Here is a 19,339-nt window from a genome sequence, read left to right on the forward strand (position 1 = left end):
CAGGTCAGGTAGTTACATGGGATGCTATGACAGCGTCACCACTTAATTATACTCCTGCTGACATTAATATTGGCAAAATGGATATGTCAGGATTTACTGTTCCCGTTCCAGGTAGTGCACAAAAATAGTTACACATCTCAGGGGTATACAAATAAAATTTGCCGAGAGTGATTATATATGAAAAAATTAAAACTTGTGATCATTTTGATACCACTATGTACAAATTTGAGAATTATCCAATGTTGCTTGTAGTGAATAGAAATTTTATTATTTATTATACATTATATTCGTATAGATTAAATTCTCAGATAATAACTTTGAAGTAGTAGGAAATGTATTTTATTTAGTGAGAGAGTATAAAGAGATGTTTTTTGCTTTTCATTTTCGTGAAAGGGTTGTTGATTTTTTAATTAGCAACCCTTTGTTAGGTTTTATGTGTAAAATGATTTTTTTTGACATTATGGTTATTGTGGTGTGAGAGGTAGGAAAAAGAAAAGTAGGAAGAAAACTACTAGTATTCTTCCTACTCGATTTACTGATTTTATAATCTACTCTATTTTGCAATTTTCTCAAGCCATTTCACCATTGCAAGCATAGTGAACATTGATATGAGACACGCAACTACAAACAGCATCCATGTAACAGTCATTGAGAATGATGTATAGAAGATTGCTCCGATAAACAGCAGACTGTTCCCAACTGCAGTTGCTCCAAGCCATGCACCCTGCATGATTCCCTGATATTTTGGAGGTGCAACTTTAGATACGAAGGAGATACCAAGTGGGCTGATAAACAGCTCTGCCACAGTTAGAATAAAGTAGGTTCCGATAAGTAACCATGGTGTTACACGAGCTGCGTCGGTTAATCCACCCATAGCGTCAACTTCCGATTTCAGTGGCAGACCCATTGAGCCTAATGCCATTACAGCGTATGCTAATGCAGCAATACCCATACCTATTGCTATCTTTCTTGGAGTTGAGGGCTCTTTGCCTTTAGCTCTCAGCCATCCGAAGAAGCCAACGATGATTGGAGTAAGGAATACTACGAAGAATGGGTTAATCGACTGGAATATTTCAGCTCCCTGAAGAGTAACAACTCCCAGGTCGATCTTTATAAGACTGAGATTGGTAAAGTCCTTTGCGAAATATGTAAGTGTGAGTCCGTTCTGATGGAAAGAGAACCAGAAAAAGATTACCACTGCAAAAACTGCAAACAGTGCGTATAGTCTCTGTTTAACCTCTTTAACATCCATTTCAACAATAGCCTCACCGTTTTCTGCTACTACCTTTTTATTTGCAGGGTCTGGGAATCTGTTTTTGTTTGTAATAAATACTACCAAAGAGATAAGCATTGCAAAAATTGCAACTGCAAAAGCATAATGGAATCCAGTAGTAAACACATTCAGATACTCATTTGCAAATGTTGTAAGATCAGTGTGACCAACATTAGAAGCAAGTTGCTGAAGTCTGTTTACCCCTTCAGGAGTAATTGTATTTCCGAGATATTGATGAATAAGGTCAGGCAGGTCAGCAATATATGTGAAACCATTTTTCTCAACCCACCAGTTTCTTACCCAAATAGCAAGAAATGGAGCGAAAATTGCACCAATATTTATAAACATATAGAACAGCTGGAATCCTGAGTCACGCATTTTAGCATATTGAGGATTGTCATACATCTGTCCCACCAGCGCTTGCAGGTTACCTTTGAAAAGACCGTTGCCAAAGGCGATAACAAGAAGACCAAAAGATGTTAAAGCCAGAAGTAGACCAAACTTATCGGCAGGTACCGGAGTTTGAGTTGGAATAGCAATAATGATGTAACCGAGAGTCATCAGTAGCAGCCCGGTTAATATAACTCCCTTGTAATTACGGGTTTTATCTGCCAGCAATCCTCCTACCAGTGCAAGCAGATAGATAGATGCATAAAAGATTGAGTAGATGATACCTGTTTGAGTCTCGTCGAGACCAAATTTTGTCATTATAAACAACGAGAGTATAGCCATCATGGTATAAAAACCAAATCTCTCTCCCATATTTGCCAGCGAAGCAGCCAGCAAGCCCTTTGGATGATTTTTAAACATTGTGTATTTATTAAGTTAATATAATATAGTTTCCGGGAAATTTAAATGGCAAATATAACAAGATTTTTATAATTACCGCAGAAGGATTTTACGAAATGTGATGAATGAGTGCTACTTGTAATATTTTCTCGTCATATTGTTTGGAAATATAAAAAATTTAGTACATTTGCACTCATTATCACAAAAAAAGCAATAAAGTGAACAATTCAATTTTTGCATATTCTTTCGGTTTTTACTTTTACTTTAGTAGGTGAAGGCAGGATTTTATATGCAAAGAATGAAGATAAAAAACATATCAAAATAAAATAAAGTCCTGTCGATAACACGATGGGACTTTTTCTTTTATAAGAAAGAGTATGAAAAGAGTAGCCATACAAGGTGGAGTAGGAGCATATCACGAAATCGCAGCACGTGAGTATTTTAAGGGTGAGGAACTGGAAATTGTGCCTTGCAGCACATTTAAGGATATATTTATTGAGGCAGAAAAAGATCCGGATCTTATAGGTATTATGGCAATAGAGAATACCATTGCCGGTAGTTTATTGCAAAATCATGATCTTCTGAAATTAAACAAATTACAGATAGCGGGAGAGCAGAAACAGCGGATTTCGCACTCACTTGCAGTCTTGCCTGGAGTAAAAATTGATGAAGTGCAGGAGGTTATGTCGCATCCGATGGCGTTGATGCAGTGTGAAGAGTTTCTCGATACACTGACCGGTATCAAGATTGTTGAGCATGATGATACAGCATTGGCAGCCAGAGATATAAAGGAGAAGAATATGAGGTCAACAGCTGCAATATGCAGTAGTCTTGCCGCAAAGATATATGGATTGGATATTCTTGCAGAGGGGATAGAGACAAATAAAAGAAACTTCACCCGCTTCCTAATCCTGGCAAAAGGTGATATGCTGCGTGAAGTACAGAAAGAGAATAATATAAATAAATCATCTCTCGTATTCATACTTCCTCATAATGAGGGGAGTCTGTCAAAAGTATTATCAGTATTATCCTTCTACGGTATCAACCTGACACGAATTCAGTCACTCCCAATAGTAGGCAGAGAGTGGGAGTATCAGTTTTACATCGATCTAACTTTTAGCGATTATAACCGTTATAAGCAATCGATTGATGCAATAATGCCTCTGATAAGTAATCTGAAAGTACTCGGTGAGTACCGCGAAGAGAAACATAAAATGAATCAGGATCAGTAAGAAGAACTGGTTATAAGTAAAGTAGTTATAAAATAACAGGTAGTAGAAAAAGTAATAAAGAACATTATAAGATATTATGAGTATTGAACCGGCAGAACATATAAAATCGATATCAGAATATTACTTCTCTGTGAAACTTGCTGAAGTTGCACGAATGAATGCAGAAGGGAAGAATGTGATTAGTCTGGCCGTCGGAGCACCCGACCGTATGCCATCGCAATTGACTATAGAGACACTCTGTTTATCGGCACAGCGACCAGATGTTCACGCATATCAGCCATACACCGGTATACCTGAGCTTAGGAAAGCATATGCAGGTTGGTATAAGCGTTTTTTCAATGTTGATCTCTCTGTTGACGAGGTGTTGCCTCTGATTGGATCAAAAGAGGGTATTCTTCATATATCAATGACTTTCCTGAATGTGGGTGATGGAGTATTGGTTCCCAATCCAGGGTATCCTACATACAGATCGGTTTCCAATCTGCTCAGAGCAAAAGTTATAGAGTATGACCTACTGGAAGATGATGGCTGGTATCCCGATTTTGATGCATTGGAAAAGATGGATTTGTCAGGTGTTAAACTTATGTGGGTAAATTACCCTAATATGCCAACCGGAGCAAAAGGATCTACCGAGCTGTTCGAGAAGCTGGTTGCTTTCGGGAAAAAGCATGAAATCATAATCTGTCATGATAACCCCTACAGTTTTATACTGAATGATAAACCCATGAGCATTCTTTCAGTTCCCGGTGCAAAAGATATCTGCATAGAGCTGAACTCATTGAGTAAATCGCATAACATGTCAGGCTGGCGCATGGGTATGCTTTCCTCAAATGCACAGTTTGTAAAATGGGTACTCAAGGCAAAAAGTAATATTGATAGCGGGCAGTTTAAACCTATGCAGTTGGCAACTGTAGCTGCTCTTTCCAATAGCGACGAGTGGCATACAGATATGAACAGGATTTATGCTGAGCGAAGGGTATGGGCAGAGAAAATAATGGATCTGCTAAATTGCAGATATGATAAAAGTCAGGTCGGCCTGTTCGTATGGGGTAAACTCCCCGATGAGGTGTCTGGCAGTGAAGAGTTTATAAATGATATACTATATAAAGCAAATGTATTTATTACTCCGGGGTTTATCTTCGGAAGTAATGGAGAGAGATTTATACGCATCTCATTAGGGTCGTCGGTCGACCTGATCAAAGAAGCATATAGAAGAATAGAAAATAAAATTAAAACAGAAAATTAAATAATTAAGATATGGAATTCGAATCAATTTTATTACCGGGAATAGATGCAAAGAGACCATTGGTTATCGCGGGTCCCTGCAGTGCAGAAACTGAAGAGCAGGTGATGACCACTGCAAAACAACTTGCTGCAACCGGAGTTAAAATATTCAGAGCCGGAGTATGGAAACCAAGAACAAAGCCGGGTGGTTTTGAAGGGATTGGAAGTTCTGCACTGAAATGGATGAAAGAGGCAGAGAAAGAGACAGGCATGTATATGTCTACAGAGGTGGCAACTGAAAAACATGTTTATGAGGCATTGAAGTATGGAATCGACCTGCTTTGGATTGGTGCCCGTACAGCTGCCAACCCGTTTGCAGTACAGGAGATTGCAGATACCCTGAAAGGTGTTGATATACCTGTATTGATTAAGAACCCTGTTAATCCTGATCTGGAGCTGTGGATTGGTGCACTTGAGCGACTATACAATGCAGGCATTAAAAAGCTGGGTGTGATACATCGCGGTTTCAGCACAACAGATAAAACAGTCTATCGTAATCTGCCGCAATGGCACATCCCAATTGAGCTTAAACGCAGATTCCCGACACTGCCAATTCTTTGCGATCCCAGTCACATTGGAGGTAGTCGCGATTTGATATTCAAGCTTAGTCAGCAGGCCATGGACCTCAACTATACCGGTCTGATTGTAGAGACTCACTGTTCACCAGATGATGCGTGGAGCGACAAAGCACAGCAAATTACACCTGCTGCTCTTAAAGATATTCTCGACAGGATTGTTATTCGCGATACTGTGCAAACAACAGAAGACCTGTCGGTACTTCGTGAGCAGATTGATGAGCTGGATAATGAGTTATTGCAGCTTCTGGCCAAGAGAATGCGTGTATCCAGAGAAATTGGACAGTATAAGCTTGAGCATGATATGCCAATCCTTCAGACACAGAGATATGATCAGATTTTGACCGACCGTGCATACCAGGGTGAGAGAATGGAGATGTCGGGAGATTTTGTAAAAAAAATACTTGAAGCCATTCATTCGGAGTCGGTCAGACAACAGATGCTGATTATGGAGAGGGAGAAAAAGGGAAATAAATCGGCTGAATAGGAAGATTATTAATTAGCATAATAGAGTTAGAACACTCAAATATAGTTTTTCAGACTGTATAGAGAATTTGACAATAGAATAATTTAAATAGTATAATGAGAATATTAATTCTTGGCGCAGGTAAGATGGGTTCATTTTTTGCTGATGTGCTCAGTTTCGATCATGAGGTGGCTGTTTTGGATACAGATCCCAAAAAGATGAGGTTTATTTATAATACGCAAAGGATGACTGACCCTGCCGATGTGAAGGAGTTTGCTCCTGAGCTGGTTATAAATGCAGCTACGCTAAAATTCACTATTGAAGCATTTAACAACGTACTTGAATATCTTCCTAAGAACTGTATCCTTAGTGATATTGCATCTGTTAAGACAGGGTTAGAGGAGTTCTATAAAAAGTGCGACCACCCCTATGTTTCAACACATCCAATGTTTGGACCCACCTTTGCAAGTCTGAGTGATTTAAGTACACAGAGCGCAATTATCATTACTGAGTCGTCGCATCTTGGCAAAGTATTCTTCAGAGACCTCTATAAAGGTTTGAAACTAAATGTATTTGAATACACTTTTAAACAGCATGATGAGACAATTGCCTACTCATTATCAATACCGTTTGCATCCACCCTTGTATTTGCTTCTGTAATGAAGCATCAGGATGCACCGGGTACTACTTTCAAACGTCATATGAATATTGCTCAGGGCTTGCTCTCTGAGGATGATTTTCTTTTAACGGAGATACTTTTCAATCCTTACACATCAGGGCAGGTTGAACAGATTCGGGAGAAGCTTAAGGAGCTGATTGATATTATCGACAACAAAGATTCTCAGAGGATGAAGAGCTTTTTGACTGAAGTCAGAAAAAATATTGAGTAGTAATTGTCTGCAAAAAGAAAACAAAATAATCTAACCACTCCGGTTAGATTATTTTGTTTTAAATCCAGTTACAGAAATATATTTTATTCTACATATATTCTTATAATTTTTGCATCGGTTTTTGGGCGGCTTCTTTCGTCTACCTCTAATGCTGCAATCTTGTCGATAACACTTAAGCCTTCTATCACCTCACCAAAAACGGTATATTCACCATCAAGGTGATGTACTCCACCAACAGATGAGTATGCCTCTTTAACACCTTCCGGCCAGATGAATTTTCCCGGTGCAATTGCATATAGCGAGTCAACTATACTGAGAGTAGAATCCAGTAAATTATTAAAAGCCTGCTTTTCTCCAATTTTGGCAAGACTGTCCAGTCGTGCTTTGTGGGGACTATAATAGGTTCTTATTAACTGATTCTTTATTGGCACATTCACTACCATCTCCATTGTATCCAGTCGCCCCTCACTATATTTTTGTCCATGTACAATATATAGCTGGGAAGCGTCGGACTTCTTCTGCGGATTTTCATTATCCCCTTTTCTGGGTGCAGCGAGTGCACCTTTTTTGTGCACCCTGTTTTTTCTGAATTCAGGCATCAGTTCCATGTCAGAGCGACCGCTTCCTATCTGTATCCCAGGAGGAGCATTTCGTGAGTCCTGTGCACCTCCCTGTATAACAAAGTTCTTTACTACTCTGTGGAAAAGTGTTCCGTTGAAATATCCATCTTTAATAAGTTTAAGGTAATGCTCACTATGCACAGGTGTATCATCATACAAAATAGCCTTCATTGTGCCATAGTTGGTTTCAATTACCACAACAGGGTAGTTTGTCTGCGCTCTTACAATGGTTGCGCATACCAGTAGAGTCAATAGTAATATTTTTCGTTTCATAATAATCAGACGATTTAATTAACCAATAAGTTTAACTTGTCCTCCAATCACTTTAAACTGTTGCCCTGCAGTTCGGGTTTAACTGTTAGTTCGGAGCCTTCTTATAGATAAAGAATGCAATACCGCTAAAAATAATATTGGGGATCCAGGCAGCAACAAAAGGACTCATATTACCCTTCACCGCGAAGGTTGAGCTTACAGTCATAAAGAGGATATAAGCCATGCTTAATGCCAGTCCAATACCGATATTAAGACCCATGCCACCCTTTACCTTTCGTGCAGAGATTGAGGCACCTATAATAGTAAGTATAAAAGCAGAAAATACCATTGCAATACGTGAATGGTATTCAATCTGGAATGGCTGTATGTTTCCCATTCCACGCTCTTTCTGACTCTTTATATAACTCCTAAGCTGAGGAGAAGTCATCATCTGTTGATCAGAAGAGGCTATGATAAAGTCGTTAGGGACAATATACAAAGTAGTATCAATAGATGTGCCGGTAGTGATTTTCTCATGAATACCGTCAAACTCTCGTATCTGATAGTTACGGATTGTCCATTTATATGCCGAGTCATATCGAATAGTCTGAGCAGTCAGTCTTGAATCAAGTTCAAGATCATTGAAGTGATCCATCGAGAAGTTATAACCGGTATTACTTGCCAGGTCGAAATTATCAAAATAGACTATAGTGCCCGGTCCCACCTTAAACTGTATATCCCTGTCACCCGTTTTCTTCTTTCTCGGGTCAACATATGTCTGTTCAAACTCTATACGAGTTGAGTTTGCCGGTGGAATAATAAAGCTGCCGAAAACAAATGTAAACATAGCTATAACAAAAGCAGAGATCATGTAGGGTTTTAGTAATCGTCTGAAGCTGATGCCATTTGAGAGTATTGCGATAATTTCTGAATTGTTAGCCATTTTGGATGTAAAATAGATAACCGCAAGAAATACGAAGAGAGGGCTGAATAGATTGGTGTAATATGGGATAAAATTGAGATAGTAGTCAAATATAATACCATTAATAGTTGCATTATTTGACATGAACTTATCAATCTTTTCATTTATGTCGAATACCACTGCAATAGATATAATCAGTGCAATCATGAAAACAAAAGTTCCCAGGAATTTCTTGATTATATACCAATCAAGTTTTTGTATTCTGTAATAATCCCTATCTATTCTCATGCAATTAAATATATTGGCTCCAAAGGTATAAAAAATCAGGATCTCTATAACCTGCGTGTAACGTTTTCAATCATCATCGGCTTCCACTGAGAAAAAGTGCCATCGATAATATGTTTTCTAGCCTCTTTCATCAGCCAGATATAAAAAGCCAGATTATGAATTGAGGCAATCTGTAATCCCAGTATTTCGTTGCTGTTGATAAGATGACGAAGGTATGCCTTACTATAGAGAGTATCTACATAAGAAGCACCATCCTCCTCTATAGGAGAGAAGTCGTTCTTCCACTTCTCGTTACGCATGTTCATAACACCCTGTTTGGTGAAGATCTGTCCATTGCGGCCATTGCGGGTAGGCATTATACAGTCGAACATATCCACACCCCTTTCAATAGCCTCAAGAAGATTTTCAGGCTTTCCCACACCCATGAGGTAGCGGGGTTTATCTTTTGGCAGAATATCATTTACAAGCTCTACCATCTCATACATTTTCTCTGTTGGCTCACCTACCGCTAATCCGCCAATAGCATTGCCATCAGCTTCCAGTGCCGCGATATTCTCTGCAGCACGGCGGCGAAGATCGGGATATACACACCCCTGTACGATTGGGAAAAGAGATTGTTTATGACCATACGGACATTCGGTCTCATTAAAGCGCTTAATACATCTTTCCAGCCAACGTTCAGTAAGTTCAAGTGATTCTTTGGCATAAGCATAGTCAGCATCTCCCGGAGTACATTCATCAAATGCCATAATAATGTCAGCACCTATAGTACGCTGAATATCCATAACCTTCTCCGGAGTGAAGAAATGCTTTGAACCATCGATGTGAGACCTGAACTCAGCTCCCTCTTCTGTGAGTTTTCTGTTTTCCGTAAGAGAGAATACCTGGAAACCTCCACTGTCGGTGAGCATCGGCTTGTTCCAGCTGTTGAACTTATGCAAACCTCCTGCACCTTTTAAGATTTCTAATCCCGGACGGAGATATAAATGATAAGTGTTGCCAAGAATAATCTCCGCACCAATATCGCTCTTCAGTTCGTTGATATGTACCGCCTTGACACTGCCTACGGTGCCAACAGGCATAAAGACAGGAGTCTCTATTTCACCATGATCGGTTTTGATCAGTCCCGCTCTCGCGTTCGATTTTGTATCTGTATGAATTAATTGGAAATCCAACTCGCTTATTTTGTGTTAAGTTTAAATGCAAAGATAGAGTTTTTGACGTTACAAATAGAATTGTACCTGCTTAAAAAATGCAATGAACAGATACGAATTAGTGTAAAGTGGAATAAAATCGTATTTTTGTCAGTAGTTACATTTTAAAATCACATAATGACTCGTTGTTTTTTTACAACGTGCATAAACATAGTTAATTATTATGGAAAATAAACCGGAATTAATGACAAGAAAGCCTGATTGGCTGAAGATATCTCTCCCTCAGGGAAAGGAGTATCTAAATGTTAAAGATGTTATAGCGAGAAAAAAACTACACACAATTTGCGTTAGCGGCAAATGTCCAAATATGTCAGAATGCTGGGGCAGAGGCACAGCAACATTTATGATTTTAGGAGATATATGCACAAGAGCATGCAGATTTTGCTCAGTAAAGACCGGCAGTCCAAGAGGCATTGTTGACTGGGGTGAACCGGAGCGACTGGCAGAAAGTATCAAGAGTATGGAACTGAGGCATGTGGTGCTTACAAGTGTTGACAGGGATGACCTGCCAGATGGTGGTGCCGGATTCTGGGCAACAACTGTAAGAAAGGTTAAAGAGGTTAATCCGCATGTGACAATTGAGACTCTCATTCCTGATTTTAACGGGGTAGAGGAGCATATTAACCTTGTGATTGACTCAGGACCTAATATTGTTTCTCATAATATGGAAACAGTAAGAAGACTTACACCCAAGATCCGCAGCAGAGCAAAGTATGACACCAGTCTGAAGACACTTGAGACAATTGCAAAAAGTGGAAAGGCGAAACCTAAGTCAGGAATCATGGTTGGTTTGGGTGAACTTGAGGAGGAGGTTATACAGACCATGGATGATCTTATTAATGTAGGTTGCAGGGTACTTACAATTGGTCAGTATCTGCAACCCACCAAAAAGCATCTTACAGTAAAGGAGTTCATAAAGCCAGATCAGTTTAAGAGATATAAGGAAATAGGACTCGAAAAGGGTTTCCAGTTTGTTGAGAGTGGTCCTTTGGTCCGTTCTTCCTATCATGCGGAAAGGCATATCTAATTAGATGCAGTATAGGATTGAGATTACACAATAAATCAGAAGTTTCTAAATAATAATTTAGTGAGGGAGTTAACAGGTGTAATGAAGAGGGTTGAGTTTCAGAATCTTGGGCGAATACGTTATAAGGATGCCTGGGATTATCAGCAGAAGTTATTTGACTTGGTTGTCAATGAAAAAATTGATATGAAGGGAAAAGAGGGACTTGAAGGTTTCTCTGAAAAGAGCCTGAAGCAATATCTTCTGTTCTGTGAACATGAGCATGTCTTTACAATCGGCAAAAGTGGGAACAGACAGAATTTGCTGATTGCAAGACATCTGTGTGAGAGTAGAAATATCGACCTCCACGAAATTGACCGGGGTGGAGATATAACATATCACGGACCTGGTCAGCTTGTGGTTTACCCGATTATCGACCTTGAAGAGTATGGTATAGGCATTAAAAAATATATCTCCATGCTGGAAGATGTAGTGATTAAAACATTAAAACATTTCGGTCTGGAAGGTGATAAAGATGAGAAAGCCATGGGGGTGTGGATTGATTCAAAAGATCCGGTTAAAGCGCGTAAGATATGCGCAATAGGAGTCAGAGTGAGCCGTTTTGTTACAATGCATGGTCTTGCCCTTAACGTCAATACTGATCTATCTTATTTTGATTATATCAATCCTTGCGGATTTACCGACAGAGGGGTAACTTCAATTGAAAAGGAGGTTAACAGAAAAATTGATATGAATGATGTTTCAGAAAGAATGAAAGAGGCTTTTGCAGAAGTGTTTGGAATGACTTACTGATCTCATTTACTTAATCTTTTTTAACCACAAATGTTTATGAAACCGCTTTAACATTCCTAAATTTGTGATTCGTGAAACAGACATCCATTTAACAATTAAATTTTATGAGCCAAACTGTTGATATTAAAGAGTTAAACGAGAGGATAGAGCGCAAAAGTGCCTTTGTACAGACATTGGTTACCGGGATGAACAGGGTAATAGTTGGACAGAAACATCTTGTTGAATCACTGTTGATAGGGTTACTGTCTGACGGTCATATTCTGCTTGAAGGTGTGCCGGGGTTGGCAAAAACACTGGCTATTAAAACACTGGCTCAGCTAATTGATGCAAAATACAACCGTATTCAGTTTACTCCTGACCTTCTGCCCGCGGACGTGATTGGAACCATGATATACAGTCAGCGCAACGAAGAGTTCCTGGTTAAACATGGTCCTGTATTTGCTAATTTTGTTCTTGCTGACGAGATTAACCGCGCACCTGCTAAAGTTCAGAGTGCACTTCTGGAAGCTATGCAGGAACGTAACGTTACAATTGGTGAACAAACATACAGGTTGCCAAATCCATTCCTGGTAATGGCAACACAAAACCCTATAGAGCAGGAAGGTACATATCCGCTGCCGGAAGCACAGGTTGACCGTTTTATGCTTAAGGTAGTTATCTCATATCCAACAAAAGAGGAGGAAGCACAGATTATTCAGCGCAATATATTTGAACCGATTACAACTGATGGTGCTGTTGTCTCAACAGATGAGATACTGGAAGCACGTAAAGTTGTACAGGAAGTTTATATAGATGAAAAGATAGGTAAATATATTGTTGATATTGTATTTGCAACCCGCTTCCCTGAGCAGTACGGCATGTCAGGTTTAAAAGATATGATCGATTTCGGAGCATCACCCCGTGCATCTATCAACCTTGCTCTGGCTGCCAGAGCATATGCCTTTATCAAGCGACGCGGGTATGTGATTCCTGAAGATATTCGTGCAGTATGCCACGATGTTCTGCGACATAGAATTGGATTAACATATGAGGCAGAAGCAAACAATTTAACCTCTGAAGAGATTATCAGCGAGATACTGAACAAGGTTGAGGTGCCTTAATCTGAAAGAGCATAAGGGTATAGATGGAAGCAACTGAACTACTTAAAAAAGTACGGCATATTGAGATAAAAGCGCGTGGTCTTTCCCGAAATATTTTCGCGGGAGAATATCACTCAGCCTTCAAGGGAAGAGGTATGGCTTTCTCTGAAGTGAGGGAGTATCAGTATGGTGATGACCTGAGAGATATCGACTGGAACGTTACTGCCCGCTATAATAAACCCTATATAAAGATTTTTGAGGAGGAGCGTGAGCTTACTGTAATGCTGATGATTGATGTGTCGGAGAGTTTGGGCTTTGGTTCCAGATCGGTTCTTAAACGTGATATGGTAGCCGAAATAGCTGCAACACTGGCTTTCTCTGCAATACAGAACAATGATAAGATAGGTGTGATATTTTTTACTGATAAGGTTGAAAAGTTTATACCTCCCAAAAAAGGGAAGAAGCATATACTTTTTATTATTCGTGAGATATTGGGCTTTGAACCGAATAGTAAGGGTACCGACCTCAATATGGCAATAAGGTATATGACTAATGCTATCAAGAAAAGATGCACGGCATTTTTAATATCGGACTTTATAGATTCTGCCGACTATAGCAAGGCTTTGCAGATTGCAAACAACAAGCATGATATAGTGGCAATCCAGGTGTATGATGAGTTAAGCACTAATCTGAAGTCAGTTGGACTGATGAAGGTGAGAGATCCTGAAACGGGTGGTGAGCAATGGATTGATACATCATCCAAGAGGGTAAGGAATGCTTACAGATCCTGGTGGGAGAATTTGCAAAATAATAAGAACATTGCTTTCAGGCAGAGTGGTGTGGATAATATATCGGTTTCTACAGAGAGTGATTATGTTAAATCGTTACTACAACTTTTCCAACAAAGAAAACATTGATTACGAAAAAACTACATAATGTATTACTGCATTGTATGATACTGACTGCTTTATTATTGCTGTCGGTGTCTACTGTTGAGGCTCAGAGAGCTTCGGCCCATGCTACTATTCAACCAACAGAAATATTGATTGGTGAGCAGGCTTTGATTAATGTTAAAGTGATCTCTCCAAAGGATAAAACAATCTCTTTTCCAGTATATGAAAGTGAGATAGTGCCTGGTATTGAGGTTATAACGATGCTTCCGCCGGATACATTGATAGAGAATAATGTGATGACTCTTAATTTTAAGTATGTTGTCACCTCGTTTGATTCTACTCTCTATCATATTCCTTATATTCCGGTTTTTGATGGTACAGATACAATTTTTTCAAACTCGTTTGGACTTAAGGTTACATCGCCTGATTTGTCTGATTCCACACTTTCTTATCTGGAGAAGATGAATAGGGGGGAGACTGATTCTATCGACTTTGAGCAACTTCAGCTATATGATATTAAGCCGGTTCAAAAAGCTCCTTTTGTGTGGACCGATTATCTTTGGATCTTATGGATTGTGCTGGGTGTTGCCTTGTTAATTGCATTGATTGGGTTGATAATATATCTGATATTGAAGAAGAAGAAAAAAGGATATATATTTAAACCACCTGTTGTTCAACCTGCACATGTAAGGGCTTTGAAAGACTTGGATAAACTAAAGGCCGAGAAGTTATGGCTGCAGGGTCGTGAGAAGGAGTTTTACAGTAAACTCACCGATATTCTTAGACACTATATTTATGAGAGAGAGGGTATTAATGCTATGGAAATGACCACAGGAGAGATTCTTAATGAGGTGAGAAAATTGGAGGAGGTTGATTCGGTTTATAATAACCTGAAACAGATTCTTACTACATCAGACCTGGTTAAGTTTGCAAAATATAAACCCTATCCTGATGAGAATGATTTGAGCTTGGTTAATGCCTATTTCTTTGTAAATCAAACCCGAGAGCCTGATCCGATCTCAAAAAGCGAGGAGTTGGAGAAATTAGAAGGAGAAAATAATAAAATAAAAGAAACGACATGATTTTTCTGCATCCTGAATATCTATGGTTATTATTACTACTTATCCCTCTGATAGTGTGGTATATAGTGCGATTGTCCAAGATGCAGGCATCGTTTAAACTGGCATCTGTAAATGCATTCAAGGGGGTTAAGCCCGGACTTAAGGTCTATATGAGGCATTTGCCATTTGTATTGAGAGTAATCTCAATTGGATTAATAATTTTGGTAATTGCACGTCCTCAGTCAGTTAACAGCTGGGAGGAGAGTGAGTCGCAGGGAATAGATATAGTTCTGGCACTTGACGTGTCGGGATCAATGTTGTCACAGGATTTACAGCCGGACCGATTACAGGCTGCTAAAAAAGTTGCATCTGAATTTGTGACTGACCGCAGGAATGATAATATTGGATTAGTCGTTTTTGCAGGTGAAAGTTTTACACAATGTCCGCTGACAACAGATCACACTGTATTGCTTAATCTGCTTAATGAGATTGAATTTGGACTTATAGATGATGGGACGGCTATTGGACTAGGACTGGCTACTTCTGTTAATCGTCTAAAGGATAGTGAATCGCAATCTCGTGTTGTGATTCTGCTTACAGACGGAACAAATAACAGGGGGCAGATTGCTCCGCTTACTGCTGCTGAAATGGCCCGTTCATATGGGATCAGGGTATACACAGTTGGTGTTGGGACTAAGGGAATGGCTCCCACTCCGGTACAGACACCATTTGGCGTAAGAATGCAGAATATGGCTGTTGATATTGATGAGAAGACACTTACTGAAATTGCTGCGATGACAGGCGGACAATATTTCAGAGCTCAGGATACAGAAGGTCTCAGACAGGTTTACGAAGAGATCGATGAGATGGAGAAATACCTGATCAGCGTACAGAATGTAACACAGCGTCAGGAAAAGTTTCTGATGTTTGCTCTTGCGGCTATGGCATTGATTTTGCTTGAGTTGATTTTACGAAGAACATGGTTGAGAAGTATACCATAATTTCATAATAAATCGGATGCGCATCAAATAGTAGAGTTTTGATAATTAAAAAGAGATAATCAGATATGTTTAGATTCGGAAATCCGGAATACCTTTGGTTTTTTATTGTAATACCAGTTTTGCTGGTGTTATATATATACCTGAATATAAGGAAGCGAAAGGATGTACAGAAGCTGGGTACACTTTCCACACTTAAAAAGATGATGCCGGAGCTTTCTCTTAAACGTTCTTATCTAAAATTCTGGCTAATCTTTGCAGCAATATGTGTTGGTATAATTATGCTGGCGCGACCTCAATTTGGTACAAAGGTAGAGACTGTTGAAAAGGAGGGTATTGAGCTGGTAATTGCAATTGATGTTTCAAACTCAATGCTGGCTGAAGATGTATCTCCAAACAGACTGGAGCGTGCAAAGCAAATATTATCGAGACTGATAGATGTGCGTGGAAATGATAAGGTGGGACTAATTGTATTTGCCGGTGAGGCGTTTATACAGATGCCACTAACTTCGGACACTCAATCGGCAAAGATATTTTTAAATACAATAGATCCTAGTCTGGTACCTGTACAGGGTACTGCTATAGGTGAGGCTATAAGACTTGGTATGGGTTCTTTCTCCAGTGATCAGGAAGCCAGTAAAGCAATGGTTATAATTACTGATGGAGAAGATCATGAAGGGAATGCTGCCGGAATCGCAGCAGATGCTGCTAAAGCGGGTGTCCAGATAAATATTATAGGTATTGGCTCTCCTGACGGCTCTCCACTGCCATCTAACGAATATGGAAGTAATTTTATGACAGATAGTGAGGGCAATGTTGTTGTGTCAAGGCTTAATGAACAGATGAGCATGGAAATTGCTCAAAGTGGTAAGGGTTTATATGTAAGAGCCGACAATTCAAACAGAGCAATTCAGGCGCTAACGGCACAGCTTGATGAGTTAGAGACAACCACTTCATCAAGTTTGGTATATTCAGAATATGACGAGAAGTTTACTGTTTTTGCATGGATTTTACTTGTAATACTGTTTATCGAGATTCTGATATATGATAAGAAGAATCCGATATTCCGAAATGTAAGAATTTTTGAATAAAACCGATTTACAGAGAAATACTATGCGATTAGATTTAAGATATATACTGGTTTCCCTTATTATGATGCTGATATCTGTAACTGTTTCGGCACAGAAGGATGTAAGAAAAAATATCCGTAAAGGAAACAAAGAATATAAGGAGCAAAAATTCTCAGAGGCAGCTGACTATTTTAGTAAGGCTGTGGAGGGTAATCCAAACTCCCAGGAAGCAAACTATAACCTTGGCAACACGTTATACAGACAGAAAGAGTGGGACAAAGCCATAGAGCAGTATAATCAATCTAATGCACTTGAGCAGGAGAATCCAATAAAGGTATCTGCGGGCATGCATAATATAGGTAATGCAATGCTGCAAAAGAAACAGCTTAAGGAGTCGATGGAAGCATATAAAATGGCACTCAGACTAAATCCTCAGGATGATGAAGCGCGTTATAACCTTGCCGTTGTGCAGAAGATGATTCAGGATGAGGAGCAGCAGAGTGACGGTGAGAATGATCAGGAACAGCAAGAACAGGAGCAGGATCAGCAGCAGAATCAACAAAATCAGCCTCAGCCACCACAGGATCAGGAGAAAAGAGCTGAGCAGCCCCAGGAACCTGAACAGATGTCACGTGATAACGCTCGTCAGCTTTTACAGGCTATTGAGCAGGATGAACGAGAGACACAGGAGAAGGTGCAGCAGATTAAAGCTCAGGAGAGAGAGGAGCAGGCAGAAGAAAACAGACGAAGGAATAAAAACTGGTAAGATTTTCAGAAATGATGATAGTCAAATTTAAACGGAACATATATATATATCTGATTTTCCTGGTTGCATTACTTACAGGAAATATAGCTGTTTCTGAAGCACAGGTGACATTCAAGGCAACAGCACCGGCTTCGGTAGTAGAGGGTGAGCAGTTCAGATTGAGTTATGTGTTGAATCAGGAGGGTAGAGATTTACGTTTACCTGATCTTTCTGATTTTGATATACTTTTTGGGCCAAGTACCTCTACCAGCTTCAGCCAGCGTACCATAAACGGCAAAACCACATCAGAGAGATCTGTAACCTATACATATATTTTAGTAGCAAAAACTACGGGTACATATACTATTGGACCGGCTTCTATAAGTGTCGACGGTGCAAACTATCAGTCTAACTCTTTAAAAGTTGAGGTCTTACCACCAGATGAGAAATCATCGCAGAGCTCCAGAGGTGGAGGCTCATCATCTGGATCTGCTACAGTATCTGATAATGATGCATTTATCAGAGCAATAGTATCCAAAAACAATCCTTACGAACAGGAGGGATTTACTGTAACATTCAGATTATATACAACACTTAATATTGTCAACTTCGGAAGAATTCAGTTTCCTGAATTTGAAGGGTTTATGGTTGAAGAGATAGATGTTCCTGTCAATCAGCAGCTACAGATGGAGCGCTATAACGGGAGGAACTACTATACCGCAGATCTTCGTAAAACGCTTCTGTTCCCTCAGAAGTCAGGTCAGATTACCATACCTTCGGGTAGACTTGAAATGGTGTTTTCTGTACCTTCAGGAAGAAGTGTGACTACCTTCTTCGGTTCGCAGGAACTTATGGTTGATGTTAATAAGACACTTGTTACTAATCCTGTTGTAATTAATGTTAAACCACTGCCGGCAAACCGTCCTGCCAGCTTTGCAAATGCTGTGGGGACTTTTACTATGAAGCCAAATATTAATACTACACAGCTGAGAGCCAATGAGGCTATTTCTTTACGACTGGAGATTTCAGGAACAGGTAATATGAAACTTATAAGTAATCCGGTTGTAGAGTTTCCTTCCAATTTCGAGGTCTATGATCCTACTGTTACAAATGCCCTTAATGTAACGAGCAATGGGCTGACTGGTATTAGAACTATCGAATATATGGCAATTCCGCGATATGAAGGTAACTACACTATTCCACCGGTTGAGTTCAGTTATTTCGATATCAATACAAATTCATATAAGACTCTTACAACAGAAGAATACAGTCTTCAGATTGCTAAAGGTGATCCGGGAAGTATAACATCAAGCAATTTTGTGAATCAGCAGGATGTAAGAGTGGAGCAGGATATAAGGTTCTTAAAGACCGGAGAACCAAACTATCTTTCTATAAGTAATTTTTTTGTAGGTTCACTTAACTACTGGCTATGGTATATAATACCATTTGTCCTGCTTGTTGTGTTATTTATAATCAACAGAAAACAGGCCCGCGAGAATGCCAACGTAGCTCTTATGCGAAACAGGAAAGCAAATAAAATTGCAATAAAGAGGCTGAAGCTGGCAGAGAAATATCTTAAGGAGCAGAAGAAAGAGAATTTCTATGATGAGGTTCTTAGAGCGATTTGGGGTTATTTTAGTGATAAACTATCTATACCGGTGGCTAATCTCTCTAAGAATAATATAGAGAATGAGTTGTCAAAAAATGGTATAAGCGGGGAACTAATTTCAAGGTTTATGCAAATACTTGATACATGCGAGTTTGCACGATATGCTCCGGCAGAAAGTGATGCTGAAATGGAAAGTGTTTATAACAACACCTTTAATGCTATTGGTGAAATGGAAAACCGACTCAAGAAAAGTAAATAGTTTA

General features: G+C 39.4%; 17 protein-coding genes. 13 read left to right on the forward strand and 4 right to left on the reverse strand.

Annotated elements, in window-relative coordinates; genetic code table 11:
* Positions 1 to 553: 553 nt before the first annotated feature.
* Positions 554 to 2,083 carry a peptide MFS transporter gene (locus tag PHO43_RS04990; RefSeq protein WP_053827164.1) on the reverse strand — a complete coding sequence of 510 codons (1,530 nt, stop codon included), beginning with the start codon at positions 2,081 to 2,083 and terminating at the stop codon, positions 554 to 556.
* A gap of 356 nt (positions 2,084 to 2,439) precedes the next feature.
* Here PHO43_RS04990 and PHO43_RS04995 point away from each other — a divergent pair, with 356 nt between their 5' ends.
* From PHO43_RS04995 to PHO43_RS05010, 4 genes are all read left to right on the forward strand, one after another.
* Positions 2,440 to 3,294, forward strand: a complete 855-nt coding sequence (locus tag PHO43_RS04995; protein WP_045090397.1) for a prephenate dehydratase — start codon at positions 2,440 to 2,442, stop codon at positions 3,292 to 3,294.
* A gap of 76 nt (positions 3,295 to 3,370) precedes the next feature.
* The gene (locus PHO43_RS05000; RefSeq protein WP_045090396.1) at positions 3,371 to 4,540 is read left to right on the forward strand and encodes a pyridoxal phosphate-dependent aminotransferase; all 1,170 of its coding nucleotides are present in this window, start codon (positions 3,371 to 3,373) and stop codon (positions 4,538 to 4,540) included.
* An 11-nt stretch (positions 4,541 to 4,551) separates the two neighbouring features.
* Positions 4,552 to 5,640, forward strand: a complete 1,089-nt coding sequence (locus PHO43_RS05005) for a bifunctional 3-deoxy-7-phosphoheptulonate synthase/chorismate mutase type II (protein WP_045090395.1) — start codon at positions 4,552 to 4,554, stop codon at positions 5,638 to 5,640.
* 95 nt (positions 5,641 to 5,735) lie between these two features.
* Positions 5,736 to 6,509 (forward strand): prephenate dehydrogenase, encoded by a 774-nt coding sequence (locus PHO43_RS05010; protein ID WP_045090394.1) that lies wholly within the window; start codon positions 5,736 to 5,738, stop codon positions 6,507 to 6,509.
* Between the two features lie 83 nt (positions 6,510 to 6,592).
* Here the strand turns inward: PHO43_RS05010 and PHO43_RS05015 are convergent, their stop codons facing one another.
* The 3 genes from PHO43_RS05015 to tgt form a co-directional block, all read right to left on the reverse strand.
* Positions 6,593 to 7,402 (reverse strand): peptidylprolyl isomerase, encoded by an 810-nt coding sequence (locus PHO43_RS05015; protein ID WP_053827165.1) that lies wholly within the window; start codon positions 7,400 to 7,402, stop codon positions 6,593 to 6,595.
* A gap of 85 nt (positions 7,403 to 7,487) precedes the next feature.
* Positions 7,488 to 8,591, reverse strand: a complete 1,104-nt coding sequence (locus PHO43_RS05020; protein ID WP_045090392.1) for an LptF/LptG family permease — start codon at positions 8,589 to 8,591, stop codon at positions 7,488 to 7,490.
* Positions 8,592 to 8,635: 44 nt separating this feature from the next.
* Entirely contained in the window at positions 8,636 to 9,766 is a 1,131-nt protein-coding gene (tgt, locus tag PHO43_RS05025; RefSeq protein WP_045090391.1) for a tRNA guanosine(34) transglycosylase Tgt, read from the reverse strand.
* Between the two features lie 202 nt (positions 9,767 to 9,968).
* Here tgt and lipA point away from each other — a divergent pair, with 202 nt between their 5' ends.
* The 9 genes from lipA (at position 9,969) to PHO43_RS05070 (ending at position 19,335) form a co-directional block, all read left to right on the forward strand.
* The gene (lipA, locus tag PHO43_RS05030) at positions 9,969 to 10,832 is read left to right on the forward strand and encodes a lipoyl synthase (RefSeq protein WP_053827167.1); all 864 of its coding nucleotides are present in this window, start codon (positions 9,969 to 9,971) and stop codon (positions 10,830 to 10,832) included.
* Between the two features lie 81 nt (positions 10,833 to 10,913).
* Complete coding sequence (gene lipB, locus PHO43_RS05035) at positions 10,914 to 11,621, forward strand: lipoyl(octanoyl) transferase LipB (RefSeq protein ID WP_045091010.1); 708 nt, start codon at positions 10,914 to 10,916, stop codon at positions 11,619 to 11,621.
* A 104-nt stretch (positions 11,622 to 11,725) separates the two neighbouring features.
* On the forward strand, positions 11,726 to 12,721 hold the full coding sequence (locus PHO43_RS05040) for an AAA family ATPase (RefSeq protein WP_045090389.1): 996 nt from the start codon (positions 11,726 to 11,728) through the stop codon (positions 12,719 to 12,721).
* Between the two features lie 23 nt (positions 12,722 to 12,744).
* Entirely contained in the window at positions 12,745 to 13,617 is an 873-nt protein-coding gene (locus PHO43_RS05045; protein ID WP_045090388.1) for a DUF58 domain-containing protein, read from the forward strand.
* Between the two features lie 35 nt (positions 13,618 to 13,652).
* Complete coding sequence (locus PHO43_RS05050; protein ID WP_053827169.1) at positions 13,653 to 14,675, forward strand: hypothetical protein; 1,023 nt, start codon at positions 13,653 to 13,655, stop codon at positions 14,673 to 14,675.
* Entirely contained in the window at positions 14,672 to 15,655 is a 984-nt protein-coding gene (locus PHO43_RS05055) for a vWA domain-containing protein (RefSeq protein WP_045090387.1), read from the forward strand. Before PHO43_RS05050 ends, PHO43_RS05055 begins: the two co-directional genes overlap by 4 nt.
* Positions 15,656 to 15,720: 65 nt before the next feature.
* Complete coding sequence (locus PHO43_RS05060) at positions 15,721 to 16,743, forward strand: vWA domain-containing protein (RefSeq protein WP_045090386.1); 1,023 nt, start codon at positions 15,721 to 15,723, stop codon at positions 16,741 to 16,743.
* A 22-nt stretch (positions 16,744 to 16,765) separates the two neighbouring features.
* Entirely contained in the window at positions 16,766 to 17,488 is a 723-nt protein-coding gene (locus PHO43_RS05065) for a tetratricopeptide repeat protein (protein ID WP_045091008.1), read from the forward strand.
* Between the two features lie 11 nt (positions 17,489 to 17,499).
* A complete protein-coding gene (locus tag PHO43_RS05070; RefSeq protein WP_288011507.1) occupies positions 17,500 to 19,335 on the forward strand; it encodes a BatD family protein in 1,836 nt (611 codons plus the stop codon).
* Positions 19,336 to 19,339 lie beyond the last annotated feature (4 nt).

The organism is Lascolabacillus sp. (genome assembly GCF_028696275.1).
Classification (GTDB): domain Bacteria; phylum Bacteroidota; class Bacteroidia; order Bacteroidales; family Dysgonomonadaceae; genus Proteiniphilum; species Proteiniphilum massiliensis.